Below are 18254 nucleotides of genomic sequence, written 5' to 3'. Positions count from 1 at the left end.
CGGCCATCAACGCGGGCCCGGCCTGAGGCAATAATCACGGTCATGCTCTTGCGCGAGACTCTGTTAACCTTGTAGGACGTCAATACAACCTGGGGCGGGGTCAACACCACCTGCCCCATCAGACGGACACGTCGTGCTGCGGCCTCATTCCGGATCTGCCAGGAGTTCCACCATGCCCACCACCGAATTCCAGTCACGCAACGGCCTCACTCTCAAGGGCACCGTCGAGTTACCGCCAGGCGGTATCTGGCAAGCCACCGCCATCTTTGCCCATTGCTTCACCTGTGGCAGCCAGGTACGCGCCGCGCGCACCATCACCACCGCCCTTGCTGGCGCGGGCTTCGCGGTTCTCCGGTTCGACTTTACCGGCCTGGGAGAAAGCGAAGGCGAGTTCGCGGATACGAACTTTTCCAGTAACCTGGACGATCTCGAAGACGCTGCGGCCTGGCTTAGCGAACACTACGCGGCGCCCCAGCTGCTGGTTGGGCACTCACTGGGCGGCTCGGCAGCCCTGGCCGTGTCCGAGCGACTGGATAGTGTCCGGGCTATTGCCACCATTGGCGCGCCCGCAAGCCCGGATCATGTGCTCAAGCAATTCGGCAACGACCTGGACCGTATCGAGGAAAACGGCAGCGCAGAGGTGGACCTTGCCGGCCGTCCCTTCCGGATCCGTAAGGACTTCATAGACGATGCCCGCAACCACGACCTCACCGACAGGCTCCACAGCCTGAGACGCGCCCTGCTGGTAATGCATGCCCCGCATGACCGCACTGTGAGCATCGACAACGCTGAACAGATCTACACTGCCGCCCTGCACCCCAAGAGCTTCATCAGCCTGGACGATGCGGACCACCTGCTGTCGCGCCGCTCGGACGCCCAATACGCAGCCCAGGTTGTCTCCGCCTGGGCTGCCCGCTTCCTGGAGCCCGAAACCACGCCGGTCCCGGAAGGCGCGCGCGTTACCGGTCGCACCGACGACGGGTTCCTGTGCCGTGTCCAGGCGGGCCTACACGAAATGGTCGCCGACGAACCCAGAGACAACGGCGGCACCGACAGTGGACCCGATCCGTACGGGCTTCTGGCGTCATCACTGGGTGCCTGCACGGTCATGACCCTTAATAGGTACGCACGCCACAAGCAGCTGCCCGTCGAGCGCGTCACCTGCGACGTCAGCCACCGCAAGATTCATGCTGAAGACTGCGAGGCGTGTGAGACGGCCTCCGGAAAGGTGGACGAACTGGTGCGCCACATCACCATTGAAGGGGACCTGACCGAAGAACAACGCCAGCGCATGCTCCAGATCGCCGAGCGTTGCCCCGTGCACCAGACCCTGAAGAATGAGATCCGGATGCACGACGAGTTGGTGGAATAAGTCCGGATTTGGCCCCGGGTACCGCTAGCGCCACTCGGCAAGCCGCACAGGCACCCGCCGCGCTCCCCAGCGCCCGGGATCGCCATCAAACACTCCGGCGCACTGTGTACCACAATTCGTGCAGTGCCCATCCGGTGTCAGATTCCAGTCACTGAGCACGAACCAGTCGCGGCCAATCAACTTCTGGCCGCAATGGTGACAGTAGGTGCTGCCCCCTTGCTCGTCGTGCACATTCCCCGTATAGGCATACCGTACCCCATTGTTCATCGCGATTTCCCGTGCCCGTGTCAGGGTCTCGGGAGGCGTTGACGGGTAATCCATCATCTTGAAATCCGGATGGAATGCCGTGAAATGCATGGGCACATCGGGCCCCAGGTGTTCCACCACCCACTGGCTCAGCTGCTCAAGCTCCTCGTCGGAATCGTTCTCCCCTGGAATCAGCAGCGTGGTGAGCTCGAACCAGATATCAGTCTCATTGCGCACATATTCCAGGGTATCCAGAACCGGCTGGAGCTGACTGCCGGTGATTTTGCGGTAGAAACGCTCCGTGAACGCCTTGAGGTCGAAATTGACCGCATCCATGTAACGGAAGAACTCGCGGCGCGGCTCCTCGCAGATGTAGCCCGCTGTCACCGCAACCGCCTTGATGCCACGCTCATGGCAGGCCTGGGCCACATCAATGGCGTATTCATGAAAAATGATCGGATCATTGTAAGTGAAGGCGATGCTGCTGCATCCAAGATCCTCAGCGGCCCGACGTTGTCTTCCGCGACGATGCCCATCAATGGGAACATGGGCTTGAGGTCCACCTCCCCTTCCTGCAGGCCCTGTTGGATGATTTCAGGGTTGTCCCCCTGGTGGTGGGCGACGCCTCCCCCGAAGAGGTCGGTACGCTGCTGGATGAGCTCTGGGGCGGGCCGGAAACATTGATCGCGATCAGCTCGGACCTAAGTCACTTCATGGATTACGACAGCGCCGTCCGCCGGGATCGGCGCACGTCCGAAGCCATTGAAACTCTCGCGTACGAGAAGGTCCGGGATGGTGACGCCTGTGGCCGCCATCCCATCAACGGACTTCTATGGCTGGCCCGGCAGAAAGGCATGGAAGGCCGTATTCTGGATCTGCGTAATTCCGGCGATGCAGGCGCCTCGAAAGACAGTGTAGTTGGGTATGGTGCCTATGTTTTCCACTGACACACAGCTCGCCGCGGAACACCAGCGGATGCTTTTGAAGCTGGCGCGGGACAGCATCCGGGAAGGGATTGAAAACGGCCGTACCGGCGCTGTTGACCCCCTGCAATGGCCCGAGGAACTGCAGCGCCATGGGGCAAGCTTTGTCACGCTCAAGCGCCGGGATGGAAGCCTGAGAGGCTGTATCGGGACGCTGGAAGCGCGCCAGCCACTGGTGGCGGATGTTGCGGAGCACGCTTACGCCGCCGCTTTCCGGGACCCCCGCTTTCCGCCGCTGACAGCCCAGGAGCTGGACGCTGTCACGGTGGAGCTGTCCATCCTCTCCATCCCGGAGCCTCTTGCCGTCACGTCCGAGGCGGAGCTTCTGGCAACTGTTCAGCCTGGCGAGGACGGGCTCATCCTTGAGGAACGTGGGCATCGCGGAACCTTCCTGCCCAGCGTTTGGGAGTCCCTTCCCGAACCCCGGGATTTTGTGCGCGAACTCAAGGGCAAGGCGGGCCTGCCCGCGGATTACTGGTCCCCAACGCTGACCGTCAAGCGTTACCGCACCCAATGCTTCAGCGAGCATGAGGACTGACCCTACCCCAGCAACGCCACGCTCTTGACCTGGGCATGAACATCCAGTCCCGGTGCCAGCCCCAATTGTCGCATTGAACGGTGACTGACCCTGGCCAGGAGCACCGTCGTGCCCACCCGTAACCGGAGCATGACGTGGCCACCCTCCTGATGGGCGATCGCCTCGATCCGTGCCGGCATTACATTCAGGATACTGCTGTCGCGGGGCGCACTGAGGGCCACACTGACATCCCGGGCCTGGACCTGGAGGCGCACCGGTTGCCCCACCGCCAGATCGCCCAGAACCGCGTACATAGGCCCCGCATCCGAGGCCACGCGTACCACGCCGTCCTGCGTGTCGCAGTCGTCCACAACACCCTCAATCACGGTTTCCGCCCCCGGTTGCGCTGCCATGGGCAGGTCCAGTCGTGTGAACAACTCTGCCAGGCTTCCCTCCGCCTGCACGCGGCCGGCTTCCATCAGTACCAGGTGATCCGCCAACCGCGCCACTTCTTCCCGGGAATGGCTGACATAAAGCATGGGCAGCGCCAGTTCCCGGTGCAGACGCTCCAGGTAGGGCAGGATTTCCTGGCGCCGATCATCATCCAGCCCCGCCAGGGGCTCATCCAGGAGCAAAAGAGCGGGCTCGACAGCAAGCGCCCGGGCAATGGCCACCCGTTGTTGCTCCCCACCCGAAAGCTGGTGTGGACGCCGGTCCAGGAGGTGGCGAATCGCCAGCAACTCAATGGCCTGCTCCAGGCGGGTACTGGCTGCATTACCCTGGCTCCGGCGCAGCCCGTAATGCAGGTTGCCTTCCACGCTCCGGTGGGGGAACAGGCTGGGCTCCTGGAACACATAACCAACGGCACGCCTGTGGGGAGGCAGGAACCGGTTGGCGTCCTGCCATACCTGGCCATCCACCCACAGGTGGCCCATCGCAGAGCGCTCCAGCCCCGCGATGATCCGCAGCAGCGTGGTCTTGCCACAGCCGGAGGGGCCGAAAATGGCGCTCACGCCGGCAGCTGGCAGCTCCAGGGCAAGGTCCAGACTGAAGCCGTCCCGGTCCAGCCGGAATGCCAGCTCCATGCTCACAGTCGCACCACCCGGAAGCGTCTATTAAGGGCGTAAACCGCCATCAACATCAACAGCGACATCAGAAGCAGCCCGCCCGAGAGCCAGTGGGCACTGGTGTAATCCAGCGCCTCGACATGATCATAGACGGCGATGGACACGACTTGGGTGCTGCCGGGGATATTGCCGCCAATCATCAGCACTACGCCAAACTCGCCCAGCGTATGGGCGAATCCCAGTACCGCCGCGGTCAGGAACCCGGGCGCCGCCAACGGCACCGCTACCGTGAAGAACCGGTCCAGGGGAGAGGCCCGCAGCGTGGCAGCCACTTCCAGAGGCCGGTAACCGACCGCCGAGAAGGCATTCTGCAAGGGCTGGACCACGAATGGCAGCGAGTAGACCACCGAACCGATCACCAGCCCGGAGAACGTGAAGGCAAGAGGCCGCCCACCGATCATCGCCATTAATCCCCCAATGGGCCCTTCCGGGCCCAGCGCGATCAACAGGTAAAAGCCAAGCACCGTGGGCGGCAGAACCAGGGGCAACGCCACCATGGCTTCCACCACAAACCGGAAGCGCCATTGCGTACGCGCCAGCCACCAGGCAAGGGGGGTGCCCAGAACCAGCAGTATCACAGTGGTTAGGGTGGCCAGCTTGAGGGTTACCCAAAGCGCCGTCAGGTCAGCCTCGGTCAGGATCATGGCACCTCATACCCGAAATCCCTCAGAACAGCGCGCCCCTTGTCACTGGCAATAAATGACAGGAAAGCCCTGGCGGCCTGATTCTCCTGGAGAAGTACCGCCTGCTGCTCAATCGGTTCATGGAACGACTCTGGCACCCGCCACTGGGAGCCCCCGGCTGAAGACCCCATCGCCTTCAGCTGGGAAGCGGCCACGAATCCAAGCTGGGCGTTCCCCGTCTGGACAAAGTGGAACGCCTGGGCAATGTTCTCGCCCATGACGCGGCGCCCTTGGGTGGCCGCCCATAGGCCCCGTGCTTCCAGAACCTGGCGCGCGGCCCGCCCATAGGGCGCCAGCCTGGGATTCGCCAGCGCCAGATGGCGATAATCGCCTGTTTCCAGAACCCGCCCCTTGGGGTCCACATAACCGGCTTCCGGACTCCAGAGCACGAGCGCCCCCTGTGCATACGTAAACCGGCTGCCCGCAACGGCAATCCCCTGGTCTTCCAGCTTCCGGGGCCTTTCAACGTCCGCCGCCAGGAAGGCCTGGAACGGCGCGCCATTGCGGATCTGGGCGTAGTGCTTGCCGGTTGAACCGGTCGCCAGGATCACGCTGTGCTCAGTAGCCGCTTCAAACCGCTCTACCAGCACCCTGGCTGCTCCCGCGACATTGCTGGCCACGGCCACCCGGATCTCGGCAGCCCCGACGGATACGGAACCAGCGACAAGCAACAGAATACACAACCACAGCGGCGCACGAGCAGCACGATGCAACGCGAATTCTCCCAACAATCCCGATGACGGGCCGAGTCTACCAGACGCGACCCTTACGCAGGGTCCCAGACATGGTAGGCTGAGAGCCATCCCGGAAGCGATCATCCCCGCAATCAATAAGGCTGTCTATGCGCGTTATTATCCGTTATTTCTTCCGTACATTGCGTCTGGTTCTTACCCCGGTCGTGCTGATCAACGAGAAGTTGAGCACGCCACGAGCGGTCAGCCGCGGCGCCGAAGAGCAGGCAAGGGTGGAACAGGCCACAAGCAATCTGGCGCTCTACCAGTTCAAGGCATGCCCATTCTGCATCAAGGTGCGCAAGGAAATGGCGCGCCTGGGGCTGCCCATTGAAACACGGGATGCCCAGAACGACCCGCAACACAGGGCCGATCTGGAAGCCGGCGGCGGCCGCGTCAAGGTGCCCTGCCTGTTGATTGAACATGACAATGGCACCCAGCAGTGGCTGTACGAGTCCGATGACATCAACGCTTGGCTGCGCGAGCAGTTCGAACCCGCGTCAAGCTGATGGTTCCGGTGCAGGTGGTGCAGGTGGCCCACCTGCACCGCCCGCTCCTCACCCGACCACGGGAACCCCGATCCAGGCTGGATGCAGCCAGATGGCGAAGACCCCATAGAGGGCCAGCCCGACCAGGACCACGATCGCATCATTGAAGCGCGTGGCCGGCAGGCGCGGGATAGCCCGCGGCGTACGGCGTTTGAGCGATATGCGGTCGGCCACCGCCCATGCCAGAAAGCCCCCGAAAAGAAGCACATCCGCCAGCATGCCATTGGCCAGAAGGTGGCCGAGTGCCCATGCCTTCACCGCCACCAGCATGGGGTGCTTCAGCGTGCTGCTGATCTTCCCCGGGAAATAGGTTGCGATCAGCATCGGGAACGCGATCAGAACCAGAAGCATGGTGATGTGGGAGGTCCAGGCCGGCGTTGTGTAAAGCACCACCGGATCCATGCGCGCGGCGCCGTACCCCTTGATGATGAGTACAAGGCCAATGGCGGCTATAACCGAGTACAGGCCCTTGAAGGGCCATTCCCCGAGGCGCCGCGCCATGGCATTGCGCTGTGCCGGCGCCACGATGGACAGCGAATGGATGCCCAGAAAAAGCACCAGGCCGAGCAGAAGCAGCGTCATGACTCCAATCCTTTTTGTTGTTCATTCATTGATGGTCGTCACCACCCTACCCCCAAATACAGCATCGACAACCCCTCGGCCTGGCTCCGAGCTGAGCGTTACCGGCGAGCTATGATATAGACCGCGTGGATGATGCCCGGCAGATAGCCGAAAAGCGTCAACACGATGTTGATCCAGAACTGCAGTCCCAACCCGACCTGGAAGAAGACTCCCAGCGGTGGCAACAGTATGGAAAGAATGAGGCGAACAACGTCCATGGGCAATCACTCCTGTCAACAGTCACCGAAACGACGATCGGACCAGCTCTTCTAGGCCATGGCGGCCTGCTGTCCGTCCAGAACCTTACGATAGGCCTCCATCAGGCGACAGTGGCCCTCGGTGGGCGCCTCCGGGTCCAGCTTCTCCAGTCCCGGGAAGCGCGCCTCGCCGCGAGCCCAGCGCCGTGCCCGGCTCACCAGTTCCGGGCCATGATAAAACTGCAGGGCCCGCTCGTAAGGCGTTGCATCGTCCGTGCAAAGATCCAGCTCCAGAGCCTGATACAGCGCCGCAAAAGCAGCCCGCTCCTCATCACTCAGGTCACCAGAGGCGAGAATCGAAGGCAGTGCTTCCAGTGCCTGCTCGCGCTCGCCGAGCGCCAGCAACAGCCATACCCGGAACTCCCCCATCCTTAACCGTCCCCAGGGCCCGGTTTTACCGACAATGCCGGCCCATTCAAAGACCCGGATCTGGTCATTCACATGCTGGCCATCAATCACGTCCAGAATCCGTTGCCATCCTTCCTCACCAGCGGCTTCCAGATCAAACAGCAGGGGCCGGATGGGAAGGCAGGCGTTGTTATTCTGCAGCAGGAGTTCGTCCGGCAGGTAGATGTCCGAGAACCCGGGCACCAGGATGCGGCAGGCATAGGCACCGAGCTGGGTGTGCTCGGCAATGTACACCTCGTAGCCCTCCTCCGCGAACTGCGCCAGCATCTGCTGGTGGGCCGTAGCGTTATCATGGGCCCAGGGACTGTTGGCATCCCAGTCGTAGAAGGCCACGTCCGGCTCATCACCGACCATGGCCCAGGACACATAGCCACTGGAGTCAATGAAATGCAGTTCCAGGTTATGGGGTTCGTTCACCAGCTCCATATCCGCCGTTGGCGCCGGGAAGCCTTCAAGTTCATCCAGGGCCCGCCCCTGCAGAAGCTCCGTCAACGAACGCTCCAGCGCCACCTGGAAGGTCGGGTGGGCACCGAATGAGGCATAGACACCACCGTCAGGGTGTTTCAGAAGGACGCACATCACCGGATACTGCCCGCCGAGGGAGCCGTCCAGGGCCCGGATGCCAAAGCCCTCGTTGCGCAGCGCCTCAATCCCCTCCCGGATATGCGGGTAGCGGTCGATCACCTCCGCCGGGACTTCCGGCAGCGTGATCGCCTGACTGATGATGCGCTCCTTGATGCCGCGCTCAAACAGCTCGGAAAGCCCCTGGACGATTGCCTCATCCCGATTGTTCCCGGCGCTCATCCCATTGGACACAAACAGATTCGCGATCATGTTCACCGGCACGTAGACCGTTTCCCCATCGCTCTGGCGCGTATAGGGGAGCGCACACAGGCCCCAGCCGGTACCGCCACCATTCAGGTCCTGCAGCTGGGCTGGTGTAACCCCCTGGGGGCGGATGTAACGCGCCAGCCAGGTCTCATCCAGCAGCCCCTCGGGCCATTGTTCAGTGTCCACCGGGAACCAGCGTTCCTCCGCCTGATGCACGAATCCATACTCCGGCCCCGCCGCGTCGAGCATGAAATCCGCCCACAGATAACGGGTCGACAGGCGCTCTATGAGCTCGCCATAGGCGCTGGCCAGGGCCGCTTCACGGTTGGCGCCCTTGCCATTGGCGAATACCTGGGGGCAGTCACGGTCACGGATGTGCACGGACCAGATGTAAGGCGCCGGGTTCAGCCAGCGGGCCTGTTCAATCGTGAAGCCGAGGCTGGCAACGGCGTCGCCGATACGCTGGATGGAGTCTTCCAGGGCACGGTCCTTGCCGGGAATATAGGTCTTGCTCATGGGATGGGCTCGGATGGTGGTTTTACAAAGGGGGTTATTATCGCACGCCGCGCTTCCCCGGGACTACCAGACCTTGCTGGGGTAATGACGCTCAATCCGGATACCGGACGCTTCCAGGAACGCCATGAATTCCTGAAGATCCTCTGGATTGAGGAAACGGGCCACCGGTACACGGGTATCGTGGTAGGCCAACACCAGCCTGGGCACCTCAAAGCCATGGCGGGGCATTTCCATGATCACGCGCACCCAGTACCGGGGCACGGTCCACTCGGATTCCTTGCGGTTAATCCCCTTCTCGAGCCGTACTATATCCGGCGTCACCACCAGCACCTCCTGGCGGTGACACTGCCGCGATGTGTAGTACAACCCGTAGGCAACCACCGCCAGCTCCAGGCCCGCGAACGGCAGGATCATCCAGGCGCCAGCCAGGGACCAGCCAATGGCTACGATCAGGGTCACCACGGCGATGAGACCAAAGAAGGCAATGTTGCCGTACCAGCTCAGGGAGCGGTTGGGTGTCAGGCGCAGGGCCCTCCCCTCTTCGTGGTCCAGGTACTCAAGCATCAGGGAAACCCGCTTGTTGCAGACAGCCATAAAACAACAACGCCCCCATACTACCCACCCAGACCAAAGCCATCACGGATCCGTCACCGAATAACACCATTCAGGCTAAAGTTCTCCCACTACCTGCCGTTCAAATAATATACAACCCATGCCTTGGTGCCTGAATCATGATCAGTGGAAGCAGCATCCAATTAAGCCAAGCCAATGCCCAGAGCATGACCCGGATCCACCACCAGAACGCGCAGCTGCAAGCCCATAGCCAAGGCTCAAGCGCTCAGGATCCGACCCGAAGCGGCGAAGATCGGGAAATCGTTCTCAGCCGGGATGCCCGCTACCAATACCAGAACAGCGAGCAACGCCAATACGTCAGCACCAGCACCGTCCAGGGGCCCCATGGTGACAGGTCGGTATCCGCCAGCGCGCAGCTGGCACAGACCGCCTCCAACGTAATGCTCGAAGGCCAGGAAGCACTCAGGGTCGGCCTATCGGCCATGAACACCAGTGCCGACCAGAGGGTGAGCACCAACGGTTCCGTTCGGATGCAGGCAAACCGCTTCACCTTTGTTTCCGAAACCCAGAACCGCCAGGTGGCCGCCACTGGCTCCATCGAACTGGATGACGGCCGGCATGTGGATTTTACGCTCGGTATCAACCAACAACAGTCCCAGCAGTATGCGTTCAGCGAAAGCGTACGCATTGAAGAGCGGGCGATGACGGACCCACTGGTCATCAACTTTGACAGCCCTTCAGCAACCCTGGGCGACACCGTTTTCGAATTTGACCTCAACGGTAACGGCGATCCATCCGAATACGCCACCCTGAGCGCCGGCAGTGGTTACCTGGCCCTCGACCGCAACGATAACGGCAAGGTGGATGATGGCAGCGAGCTTTTTGGTCCCGCCTCCGGATCCGGTTTCAAGGAGCTGGCAAGCCTGGACAAGGACGGCAACAAATGGCTCGACCGGAATGACCCGGCCTTCGATCGGCTCCAGGTGATGGTTCAGGGCCGGGATGGCGAGCAGCAACTGCGTACGCTATCGGAGGTGGGGGTGGAAGCCCTCTACACCGGCAGCACCCAGGACCGTTTCAGCCTGACCAGCAGCCAGGGCGTTCCCCTGGGGGAAATCCGGGCCACAGGCCTCTACCTGAGTGAGGGCGGAGAGGTGCGAACGCTTGAGGAACTCGATCTGGCGCGTCAGGAAGAGTCCGAAACGCCGGAACAGGAAACAGTGCTTGCTGAGGGAATGCCAACCCCAAGCGACACTGGCAGCAACACGGCGCCCCGGATGGCTGTGAGCGACTCGGTGCAGGAACGGGTCCAGAGCATCCGTGAGGCACTGGGCAAGCTTGATGCCATCCACAGCCAGCAGCAAGCGTTCATCGACCAGAGCCAATCTCCGGAGGACGCCAGCAAGACGGACCTGGATCGCTTCATGGAACAAATGGACCAACTGCGCGTCCGCCTCCTTGAGGATACGATGAAACGACGCGAGGCGGCTAACGAATACGCCCGGGGACTGGCGCTCAACGCCGAATGATCGGCCCGGGCCACGCGCACGTATCTACCTCGGTAGAATACGAGCATGGCTTTCCTGTGTCATGCTTGCGCCGGTTCCCCCCTAAGGACGTTGACATGCAAATGCGCGACACCCTGACCCTGTTGCTGGCAACGGTTTTACTGACCGCATGCGGCGACAGTCCCAGGGCACCGGTTTCCATGGACTCCGTGGAAAGCGACGGAGTGCTCAAGGTGGCTACCCGCAACGGGGCCACGACCTACTACCTTAACCGCCACAAACAGCCGTCAGGCCCAGAGTATGAGCTGGTGATGGAATTCGCGGACGCCCAGGGATGGGAGGTGGAATGGACCATGCACGACTCAACGGCCAACGTTATCCAGGCCCTGAAGCGAGGCACCGCCCACCTGGCCGCCTCCGGGCTGACGCACCGACCGTCCCGTAATGCCCGTTTTACCCGGGGCCCAGCCCACAGCGAGGTCACCGAACAGCTGGTATGCCACCGTGAGGGCCGCCCATTACCGCGCCTGCCGGAAGACATGGCGGATCTCGATATCCGTGTGACCGCCAGCTCCAGCTATGTCGAGACGCTCAACGGACTGGCCGCCGAGCACGAAGGCATCACGTTCAGTACCAGTGAGCTGACCACGGAAGTCCTGCTCTCCCATGTTGCCGAGCAACGTTTCGACTGCACTGTTGCCGATGCCAACATCGTCCAGGTCACGCGCCGGCACTGGCCGCACCTGGAAGTCGCCATGAACCTGACCCGTGGCCAGAACCTGGGCTGGTACTTGCCGGAGGGAGCGGAAAAGCTGGCGGGGACGGCCCGCGAGTGGATGAACAGCCGCGCCGGCGATGAAGCCATCAGGGCCATGGAACGCACGTATTACGCCTACATCGGGGAGTTCGACTTCGTGGACCTGCGGGCCCTGAACCGTCGCATTGATGAGCGGCTTCCCAGGTACCGGCAGGCTTTCATCCAGGCGGAAAACAAAACCGGCATGCCAGCCGAGCTGCTTGCCGCCCTCGCCTATCAGGAATCGCATTGGGATCCCAAAGCCGTTTCACCCACCGGGGTTCGTGGCATCATGATGCTGACCCAACGCACCGCCAGGTCACTGGGTGTAAAGGACCGACTTGATCCGGAACAGGCTATTGATGGCGGCGCCCGCTACCTGGCGGACCGCCACGCGCGATTGCCGGAAACCATCCCCGAACCCGACCGGACCTTCCTGGCCCTGGCCAGCTACAACATCGGGCGAGGTCATCTTCTGGATGCCCGCCAGCTGGCGAGAAATCTGAAGCGTGATCCCAACTCATGGGAGGACATGCGTCAGGTCCTCCCCCTCAAGGCGGATAAACGCTATTACCCCAGCACCCGCTATGGCTACGCCAGAGGGTACGAGCCCGTGCATTACGTCCAGCGAATCCGGAATTACAAAGACATAATCAGCAAGGAATTTGAATGACCCCCATAGCCAGCGCTGGAATGGTCATACCCATGCCAGCCTGATAGGCTTGCCGAGGTTACTAACGACCCCTGAAAAAGATGTTGGGATTCATGCCTGAACGCCTGATGGCACTGATGCTGGCCGTTCTTGTAACCGGATGCGCGTCGCAACCGGAAGACAGGCCGCAACCCCCGGTTACCATCCCTGATAGCTTCTCCAGTTCCGGGGATGAGCCAACCCCCAAACGATGGTGGCAAAGCTTTGGCGATGAACAGCTCAACCAGCTCGTCAAGGAGGGCCTTAATGCCAACCCGGATGTGCTCAGCGCCTGGCAACGCTTGCGGCAATCCCGCGCAGCCGTGAATCAGCAAGCCGCGGATCGCTTCCCCAACCTGGATGCCACTGCCAATGGCGAGCTCAGCAAAAGCGACAACAGTAACACCACGGAAAGCCTGAACCTTGGACTCAGTTCCGAGTATGAGGTGGACCTGTGGGGCCGGATAAACTCCCGGGTGGAAGCGGAACAATTCCGGGCCCGCGCCAGCCGGGCGGACTACCAGACCGCCGCCCTCACACTGAGCGCTGAACTCGCGCGCACCTGGTACCAGCTGCGCGCCCAGCGGGCCAAACTTGAGCTCACGGACGCCCAGATCGAAACCAACCGCAACGTGATGACATTGCTGGAGGCCCAGTTTGGCAACGGCCAGACAGGCAGCGCGGATGTACTGCGCCAACGTCAGCTCCTTGAATCCACGGAGGAACAGCGCCTTCAGGTGGCGTCGCAACAACAGGTCCTGGCAAACCAGTTAGCGGTTCTGCTTGGACGCGCGCCGGCCAATAGCCCGCTGCCAAAAGGTCGCGGGCTGCCCACGGAGCTGCCCCCTCTTCCGGAAACAGGTGTACCGGCTGATCTTGTCCAGCGCCGTCCGGATGTCCGCAAGGCGTTCCACCAACTCCAGGCCGCCGATGCGGAACTGGCCGCCGCCATCAGCAACCAGTTCCCGCGCTTGACCCTCTCGGCCTCCGCCTCAACCCGGGAAAACAGCGTCGAGGATCTTTTCGACAACTGGGCCACAGCGCTCGCGGGCAACCTGGTCGCTCCCCTTATCGACGCCGGACAGCGCGATGCCCAGGTTAACCAAGCCCGGGCCAAACGCCGCCAGCGCCTGTACGAGTACGGCCAGACGATTCTTACCGCCTTCGAGGAGGTGGAGAACGCACTGGTTCAGGAGCGCAAGCAGCGCCAGGCCATTAGCCGCCTCCAACGCCAGCTGGAACTGGCCGAAACCACCTATGACCAGCTCCGCCAACAGTATTTTAACGGGCAGGTAGGCTACATCGAGGTACTGAACGCCCTGACCGACCGCCAGGACCTGGAGCGCAGCCTGATCAGCGCGCGGCGCCAGCTGGTGGAATACCGGATCGCGCTGTACCGGGCGCTGGCCGGCGGTTTTGCCCCCCGTGACAACTCTGCGAGTGAGACAGGATGAACGAACCGATCAACGACAGCGCAGCACGCCCGGAGACTGGCCGCGCCGGCCGACTCAAGACGGCGTTCATCACCCTGGTGATACTGGCGTTGGGCGCCGCCCTGATATGGCTGATTTTCCGCACGGAACCAACCGCCACACGCGGCCCTGAAAGTACCCGGGAAACCGCCATGCTGGTGGATGTAATCACCGCCGAGCGCGCTGACTACCACCCCACAATCACCGCCATGGGCCAGGTTCGCGCCGCCCGGGAGCTTACGCTCCGCCCCCGTGTGAGCGGCCAGATTATCAAGCGAGCTCCCGACTTCTCACCGGGAGGCAAGGTCGAGCAAGGCGAGATGCTGGTACGGATCGATCCCGCTGACTACAAGGCCACGCTCCAACAGAGACGCAGCGAATTGCGCCAGAGGCGTTCTGAGCTGGCCATCGAACAGGGCCGCCAGAACGTGGCCCAACAGGAATTTGAGCTGCTTGGGGAAGACCTCGAAAAGCCCAACAAGGCCCTGGTTCTGCGCCAGCCCCAACTCAAGCAGGCCCGGGCCCAGGTTGAATCCGCGCAGGCCGCGCTCAACCAGGCCCAGTTGAACCTGGACCGCACACGCGTGACCGCCCCTTTTGACGCCCGGGTATTGAATCGTGAGATCAGCGTGGGCTCTCAGGTCAGCACTGGCGAAGCGTTGGGGCGCTTGGTGGGTGTGGATAAGTACTGGGTCGAAGCAACAGTACCCCAAAAGCATCTCCCGAGGCTCCGCTTCGAGCAACGCAACGGCGAAGCCGGCGCACCGGCCACCATCCGTAACGACACCGCATGGCCCAATGGCCAGCACCGCAAGGGTCACCTCCAGCGCCTGATCGGCGAGCTGAATGACACGACACGACTGGCCCGGGTACTGATCACGGTCAAAGATCCATTGGCCCTCAAGCCCGAAGCCCAGGGCAAGCCTCGCCTTCTGCTTGGCTCCTTTCTTAACACGAGGATCAAGGGCCGCGAGATCAAGAACGTGGTGCGGGTTAAACGCAACCATATCCGGCGCGACGACACCATCTGGGTTATGGAGGCGGGCAAGCTTGCCATTCGGTCCCCCGAAATCGTCTTCAGGGACAGCCAGTACGCCTACCTCAGAAGCGGCGTTGAGGCAGGCGAATCCGTAATCACCAGTGACCTCGCCACCGTGGTGGAAGGCGCCGACCTGCGCACCGACGAGGATAACGGATGAGTCGCGGCGACCAGGAACCAACTACGTCGGGCTGGACCGGCCCCATCGCCTGGATGGCGCGCAACTCCATCGCCGCCAATCTGCTGATGATCCTGCTTCTGGCGGGCGGTCTCTGGATGGCCTTCGAACTCCAGAAGGAAGTATTTCCCCAGTTTGAGCCGGATATCGTCCAGGTATCGGTCACCTACCCCGGCGCTGCCCCGGAAGAAGTGGAACAGGGCATCCTGTTACCGGTTGAGGAAGCGGTTCAGGGGCTGGAAACCATCAAGGAGATGACCTCCACTGCCCGTGAGGGATCGGGCACTGTCACCCTGGAGCTGATCAACGGCGCTGACCGGATGAAGGCGCTTCAGGACATTGAACAGGAAGTGGACCGCATCCGCACCTTTCCGGACGAGGCCGAAGAACCCCGTGTCCGTCTTCAGGGCCGATCCCACCATGTTATGGAACTGGTACTCTACGGCGACGTCGATCCCTGGACCCTGCGCCAATTGGGCGAGCAGGTTCGCGACCGGTTGCTGTCGGAACCAGGCATCACCCAGGCCACGGTCAGCGATGTGCCAGACTACCTTACTGAGGTAGCCGTGCCCCAGCAAAGGCTCCGGAAATACGACCTGACCCTCCAGCAGATCGCCCAGCGGATTAAGGCATCAGCCAAGGACATCCCGGCGGGCTCGGTGGCCACCGAGGGCGGTGATATTCTCCTGCGCATGGAAGAACGCCGCCTGTGGGCCGATGCCTACAAGGACATCGTCCTGAAAAGCGACGACTCCGGAAGCACGGTCACCCTCGGCGACCTTGCCACGGTTCGGGACGGCTTCGATGAAACCGGCTTCCATTCACGGTTTAACGGCTTGCCCTCCGTTGAAATCGAGATCTTCCGGACCGGCACGCAGTCACCGTTAACAGTCGCCGCCGCGGGCAAGAACGTCATGGCGGAACTGGAAAAGACCCTTCCTGATGGGATCAAGCTGCGCGTTGACAGCAACCGCGCGCGGCACTTCGAGGACCGCATGAGCATGCTCCTCGAAAACGGCCTCCTGGCGATGGTGATCGTGCTGGTTCTGCTCAGCCTCTTCCTCGAATACCGGCTGGCGTTCTGGATCATGATGGGGATGACCATCTCCTTCGTGGGCGGCATGCTGTTCCTGCCGGTGATCGGGGTCAGCATCAACATGATCTCGATGTTCGGCTTCCTGGTGGTGCTCGGGATTGTAGTGGATGACGCCATCGTCGTGGGTGAGAACATCTACGAGTACCGCGAACAGGGCATGGACTTCATGAGTGCCGCGATCCAGGGCACCAGGGACATCGCCGGTCCGGTCACATTCAGCATCCTCACCAACATCGTCGCCTTCCTGCCATTGTTGTTCATCCCTGGGGTCATGGGCAGTTTCTGGTGGCCCATGGGCGCTGTGGTGATTGTCGTGCTTGCCATATCCCTGTTTGAGGCGCTGTTCGTGCTGCCTGCTCACCTCGGCCACAGCGGCCGGGGAACGGTCACTGTCTATGGACACTGGCTCCATGGTCTCCAGCGTGTTTTCTCCCGGGGCTTCGAGAGCGTGATCAACCGACTCTACCGGCCGCTTCTCAATGCCAGCCTGCGGTTTCGCTATGTGACCTTGAGCCTGGCCATCGTTGTGACGGCCGTGGTGGGCGCCTACGCAGCCAGCGATCACATGGGCATGCTCATGATGCCGGAGGTGCCCGCCGATGAAATTGAAGCGGGGGTAACCCTGCCGGTAGGCACAACGACCCGCCGTGCCGGCGAAATCGCCATGGCAATCACGGAGTCCACCCAACGACTTTTTGATGAGCACAACCTTGATGAGCAAGCCGAAGGGATCAAGACCAATGTCCGGGGGCAACGCGCCATCGATGTCGAACTCGTCCTGCGCCCAGAACATGAGCGCAGCATGACGGTCCAGGAGATCGTGGACCTATGGCGGCGGGAAATTGGCGATTTCCGCGGTGTTGACCAGATCACCTTCGAGGCGGAACAGGGGCCTGGCTCATGGCGGGACGACATCGCTGTGGACCTGAGTCACTCCGATATCGATGTGCTCTCCCATGCCAGTGAAACCTTGCTCGAACGCATGGAAGCATTCAGCGCCACTCGGGATGTCTCGGACAGCGACGCCGCCGGCAAACCGCAACTGGACCTCACCCTCAACGCCCAGGGCCGGGCCCTTGGGCTTACCCCGGCGGAAGTGGGCGATCAGGTCCGGGATGCGTTCTATGGCGCCGTGGCGTTGCGTCAACTGCGTGGCACCAACGAGAATGAAATCCGGGTGCGCCTACCGCAGGAGCAGCGCCAGGACTTGCGTCATCTGCAGCAGTTCGTGATCCAGATGCCAGAGGGAGGCGAGGTGTCCTTGCTCGACGTGGCGGACGCCACCATGGGCTCCGCTTTCCGCTCCATCGACCGGCGGAACGGGCGGCGCGTGATCACGGTCGGCATGGACGTGGAACCCAAAAGCAAGATTTCAAGCGTTCTGGCCTCCATCCAGTCCGAGGTGCTTCCCCAGCTTAAGGCGGATTTTCCGGGCATCACCTGGAGCTTCGAGGGTAGCCAGGCGGACCTCCGGCAATCCACCAGCACGCTTTTCGGCGCCTTCATGCTTGCCATGGGGGTCATCTATGCGCTATTGGCCGTTGCTTTCCGGAGCTACATCCAGCCCGTCATTGTCATGCTGGCCATCCCCTTTGGCGCAATTGGCGCCATTATTGGCCACATCATCCTGGGTCTCGATATCTCGCTGGTCAGCATGATGGGGATCGTGGCGCTGTCAGGCGTGGTGGTGAACGACTCGCTGATCATGGTGGACTACGCCAACCGCCAGCGTAGCAACCATTCCGCGTTCCAAGCCATCTATGAGGCCGGTGTGCGCCGTTTCCGCCCCATCCTGCTTACCACCATAACCACATTCGGCGGCCTCACGCCCATCATCCTGGAAACCTCCCTGCAGGCCTCCTACCTGATCCCGATGGCGGTTTCCCTGGGCTTCGGCATCATTTTCGCCACCGCCCTCATCCTGTTCCTGGTGCCGTGTTTCTACCTGGTCCTGGAAGACCTGAAGAGCGCCTTCCGACGGTTTGCCGGGCTTTCCCAATAGCACGGGATTGCGTTGCCCTGCCGGGGAAAGGCGTAGTACTGCTGACCCCTGGCCAGACG

General features: G+C 61.9%; 17 protein-coding genes. 9 read left to right on the top strand and 8 right to left on the bottom strand.

The genetic code is table 11. The annotated features are described in order from the left end of the window. Positions 1 to 172: 172 nt before the first annotated feature. Positions 173 to 1372, top strand: a complete 1200-nt coding sequence (locus AC1RQI_RS08905; protein ID WP_481904472.1) for a bifunctional alpha/beta hydrolase/OsmC family protein — start codon at positions 173 to 175, stop codon at positions 1370 to 1372. A gap of 24 nt (positions 1373 to 1396) precedes the next feature. Here AC1RQI_RS08905 and amrS read toward each other — a convergent pair whose 3' ends face one another. Further along, complete coding sequence (gene amrS, locus AC1RQI_RS08900) at positions 1397 to 2158, bottom strand: AmmeMemoRadiSam system radical SAM enzyme (RefSeq protein WP_481904512.1); 762 nt, start codon at positions 2156 to 2158, stop codon at positions 1397 to 1399. On the opposite strand from amrS, the gene amrB reads away from it, so the two are divergent. Together amrB and amrA are read left to right on the top strand one after the other, a co-directional pair. Further along, entirely contained in the window at positions 2107 to 2565 is a 459-nt protein-coding gene (gene amrB, locus AC1RQI_RS08895; protein WP_481904511.1) for an AmmeMemoRadiSam system protein B, read from the top strand. The two genes, amrS and amrB, sit on opposite strands and share 52 nt — an antisense overlap. Further along, positions 2552 to 3139: an AmmeMemoRadiSam system protein A gene (gene amrA, locus AC1RQI_RS08890; protein WP_416634802.1), complete on the top strand. Its 588-nt coding sequence runs from the start codon at positions 2552 to 2554 to the stop codon at positions 3137 to 3139. Before amrB ends, amrA begins: the two co-directional genes overlap by 14 nt. A gap of 2 nt (positions 3140 to 3141) precedes the next feature. On the opposite strand, the gene modC is transcribed toward amrA, so the two are convergent. The 3 genes from modC to modA are packed head-to-tail and all read right to left on the bottom strand — an operon-like array spanning position 3142 to position 5641. Further along, a complete protein-coding gene (gene modC / locus AC1RQI_RS08885) occupies positions 3142 to 4203 on the bottom strand; it encodes a molybdenum ABC transporter ATP-binding protein (RefSeq protein WP_481904510.1) in 1062 nt (353 codons plus the stop codon). Between the two features lie 2 nt (positions 4204 to 4205). Beyond that, positions 4206 to 4889 carry a molybdate ABC transporter permease subunit gene (gene modB / locus AC1RQI_RS08880; RefSeq protein ID WP_481904471.1) on the bottom strand — a complete coding sequence of 228 codons (684 nt, stop codon included), beginning with the start codon at positions 4887 to 4889 and terminating at the stop codon, positions 4206 to 4208. Further along, a complete protein-coding gene (gene modA / locus AC1RQI_RS08875; RefSeq protein ID WP_481904470.1) occupies positions 4886 to 5641 on the bottom strand; it encodes a molybdate ABC transporter substrate-binding protein in 756 nt (251 codons plus the stop codon). The genes modB and modA overlap by 4 nt, the downstream gene beginning before the upstream one ends. Positions 5642 to 5769: 128 nt before the next feature. Between modA and AC1RQI_RS08870 the strand changes: the two genes are divergently transcribed. After that, complete coding sequence (locus AC1RQI_RS08870) at positions 5770 to 6168, top strand: glutaredoxin family protein (protein ID WP_416634805.1); 399 nt, start codon at positions 5770 to 5772, stop codon at positions 6166 to 6168. Between the two features lie 48 nt (positions 6169 to 6216). Here the strand turns inward: AC1RQI_RS08870 and AC1RQI_RS08865 are convergent, their stop codons facing one another. From AC1RQI_RS08865 to AC1RQI_RS08850, 4 genes are all read right to left on the bottom strand, one after another. Continuing rightward, positions 6217 to 6789: an NnrU family protein gene (locus AC1RQI_RS08865; RefSeq protein ID WP_481904469.1), complete on the bottom strand. Its 573-nt coding sequence runs from the start codon at positions 6787 to 6789 to the stop codon at positions 6217 to 6219. A 98-nt stretch (positions 6790 to 6887) separates the two neighbouring features. Continuing rightward, positions 6888 to 7046, bottom strand: coding sequence for a YqaE/Pmp3 family membrane protein (locus AC1RQI_RS08860; protein ID WP_416634807.1), 159 nt, complete (start codon positions 7044 to 7046; stop codon positions 6888 to 6890). A 51-nt stretch (positions 7047 to 7097) separates the two neighbouring features. Then, entirely contained in the window at positions 7098 to 8840 is a 1743-nt protein-coding gene (ycaO, locus tag AC1RQI_RS08855; RefSeq protein ID WP_481904468.1) for a 30S ribosomal protein S12 methylthiotransferase accessory factor YcaO, read from the bottom strand. A 63-nt stretch (positions 8841 to 8903) separates the two neighbouring features. Beyond that, positions 8904 to 9434 carry a DUF2244 domain-containing protein gene (locus tag AC1RQI_RS08850; RefSeq protein ID WP_481904467.1) on the bottom strand — a complete coding sequence of 177 codons (531 nt, stop codon included), beginning with the start codon at positions 9432 to 9434 and terminating at the stop codon, positions 8904 to 8906. 137 nt (positions 9435 to 9571) lie between these two features. On the opposite strand from AC1RQI_RS08850, the gene AC1RQI_RS08845 reads away from it, so the two are divergent. From AC1RQI_RS08845 to AC1RQI_RS08825, 5 genes are all read left to right on the top strand, one after another. Next, on the top strand, positions 9572 to 10942 hold the full coding sequence (locus AC1RQI_RS08845; RefSeq protein WP_481904466.1) for a hypothetical protein: 1371 nt from the start codon (positions 9572 to 9574) through the stop codon (positions 10940 to 10942). 95 nt (positions 10943 to 11037) lie between these two features. Continuing rightward, a complete protein-coding gene (gene mltF, locus AC1RQI_RS08840) occupies positions 11038 to 12390 on the top strand; it encodes a membrane-bound lytic murein transglycosylase MltF (protein ID WP_481904465.1) in 1353 nt (450 codons plus the stop codon). A gap of 92 nt (positions 12391 to 12482) precedes the next feature. Continuing rightward, the gene (locus AC1RQI_RS08835) at positions 12483 to 13862 is read left to right on the top strand and encodes an efflux transporter outer membrane subunit (protein WP_481904464.1); all 1380 of its coding nucleotides are present in this window, start codon (positions 12483 to 12485) and stop codon (positions 13860 to 13862) included. Beyond that, positions 13859 to 15079, top strand: a complete 1221-nt coding sequence (locus AC1RQI_RS08830) for an efflux RND transporter periplasmic adaptor subunit (protein WP_481904463.1) — start codon at positions 13859 to 13861, stop codon at positions 15077 to 15079. Before AC1RQI_RS08835 ends, AC1RQI_RS08830 begins: the two co-directional genes overlap by 4 nt. Beyond that, positions 15076 to 18195, top strand: a complete 3120-nt coding sequence (locus tag AC1RQI_RS08825; RefSeq protein WP_481904462.1) for an efflux RND transporter permease subunit — start codon at positions 15076 to 15078, stop codon at positions 18193 to 18195. The genes AC1RQI_RS08830 and AC1RQI_RS08825 overlap by 4 nt, the downstream gene beginning before the upstream one ends. Positions 18196 to 18254 lie beyond the last annotated feature (59 nt).

This window comes from Salicola sp. AFF1, assembly GCF_056783195.1.
The sequence above is the reverse complement of the archived record's forward strand: the minus strand, read 5'-3'. Positions and strand labels throughout refer to the sequence as shown.

What these genes read in the sequence shown, in the direction of transcription:
- AC1RQI_RS08905 (WP_481904472.1), top strand. Translation starts at nt 173, where the DNA reads ATGCCCACCACCGAATTCCAGTCACGCAACGGCCTCACTCTCAAGGGC.
- amrA (WP_416634802.1), top strand. Translation starts at nt 2,552, where the DNA reads ATGTTTTCCACTGACACACAGCTCGCCGCGGAACACCAGCGGATGCTT.
- modC (WP_481904510.1), bottom strand. Translation starts at nt 4,203, where the DNA reads ATGGAGCTGGCATTCCGGCTGGACCGGGACGGCTTCAGTCTGGACCTT.
- modB (WP_481904471.1), bottom strand. Translation starts at nt 4,889, where the DNA reads ATGATCCTGACCGAGGCTGACCTGACGGCGCTTTGGGTAACCCTCAAG.
- AC1RQI_RS08870 (WP_416634805.1), top strand. Translation starts at nt 5,770, where the DNA reads ATGCGCGTTATTATCCGTTATTTCTTCCGTACATTGCGTCTGGTTCTT.
- AC1RQI_RS08865 (WP_481904469.1), bottom strand. Translation starts at nt 6,789, where the DNA reads ATGACGCTGCTTCTGCTCGGCCTGGTGCTTTTTCTGGGCATCCATTCG.
- AC1RQI_RS08860 (WP_416634807.1), bottom strand. Translation starts at nt 7,046, where the DNA reads ATGGACGTTGTTCGCCTCATTCTTTCCATACTGTTGCCACCGCTGGGA.
- ycaO (WP_481904468.1), bottom strand. Translation starts at nt 8,840, where the DNA reads ATGAGCAAGACCTATATTCCCGGCAAGGACCGTGCCCTGGAAGACTCC.
- AC1RQI_RS08850 (WP_481904467.1), bottom strand. Translation starts at nt 9,434, where the DNA reads ATGGCTGTCTGCAACAAGCGGGTTTCCCTGATGCTTGAGTACCTGGAC.
- AC1RQI_RS08845 (WP_481904466.1), top strand. Translation starts at nt 9,572, where the DNA reads ATGATCAGTGGAAGCAGCATCCAATTAAGCCAAGCCAATGCCCAGAGC.
- mltF (WP_481904465.1), top strand. Translation starts at nt 11,038, where the DNA reads ATGCAAATGCGCGACACCCTGACCCTGTTGCTGGCAACGGTTTTACTG.
- AC1RQI_RS08835 (WP_481904464.1), top strand. Translation starts at nt 12,483, where the DNA reads ATGCCTGAACGCCTGATGGCACTGATGCTGGCCGTTCTTGTAACCGGA.
- AC1RQI_RS08830 (WP_481904463.1), top strand. Translation starts at nt 13,859, where the DNA reads ATGAACGAACCGATCAACGACAGCGCAGCACGCCCGGAGACTGGCCGC.
- AC1RQI_RS08825 (WP_481904462.1), top strand. Translation starts at nt 15,076, where the DNA reads ATGAGTCGCGGCGACCAGGAACCAACTACGTCGGGCTGGACCGGCCCC.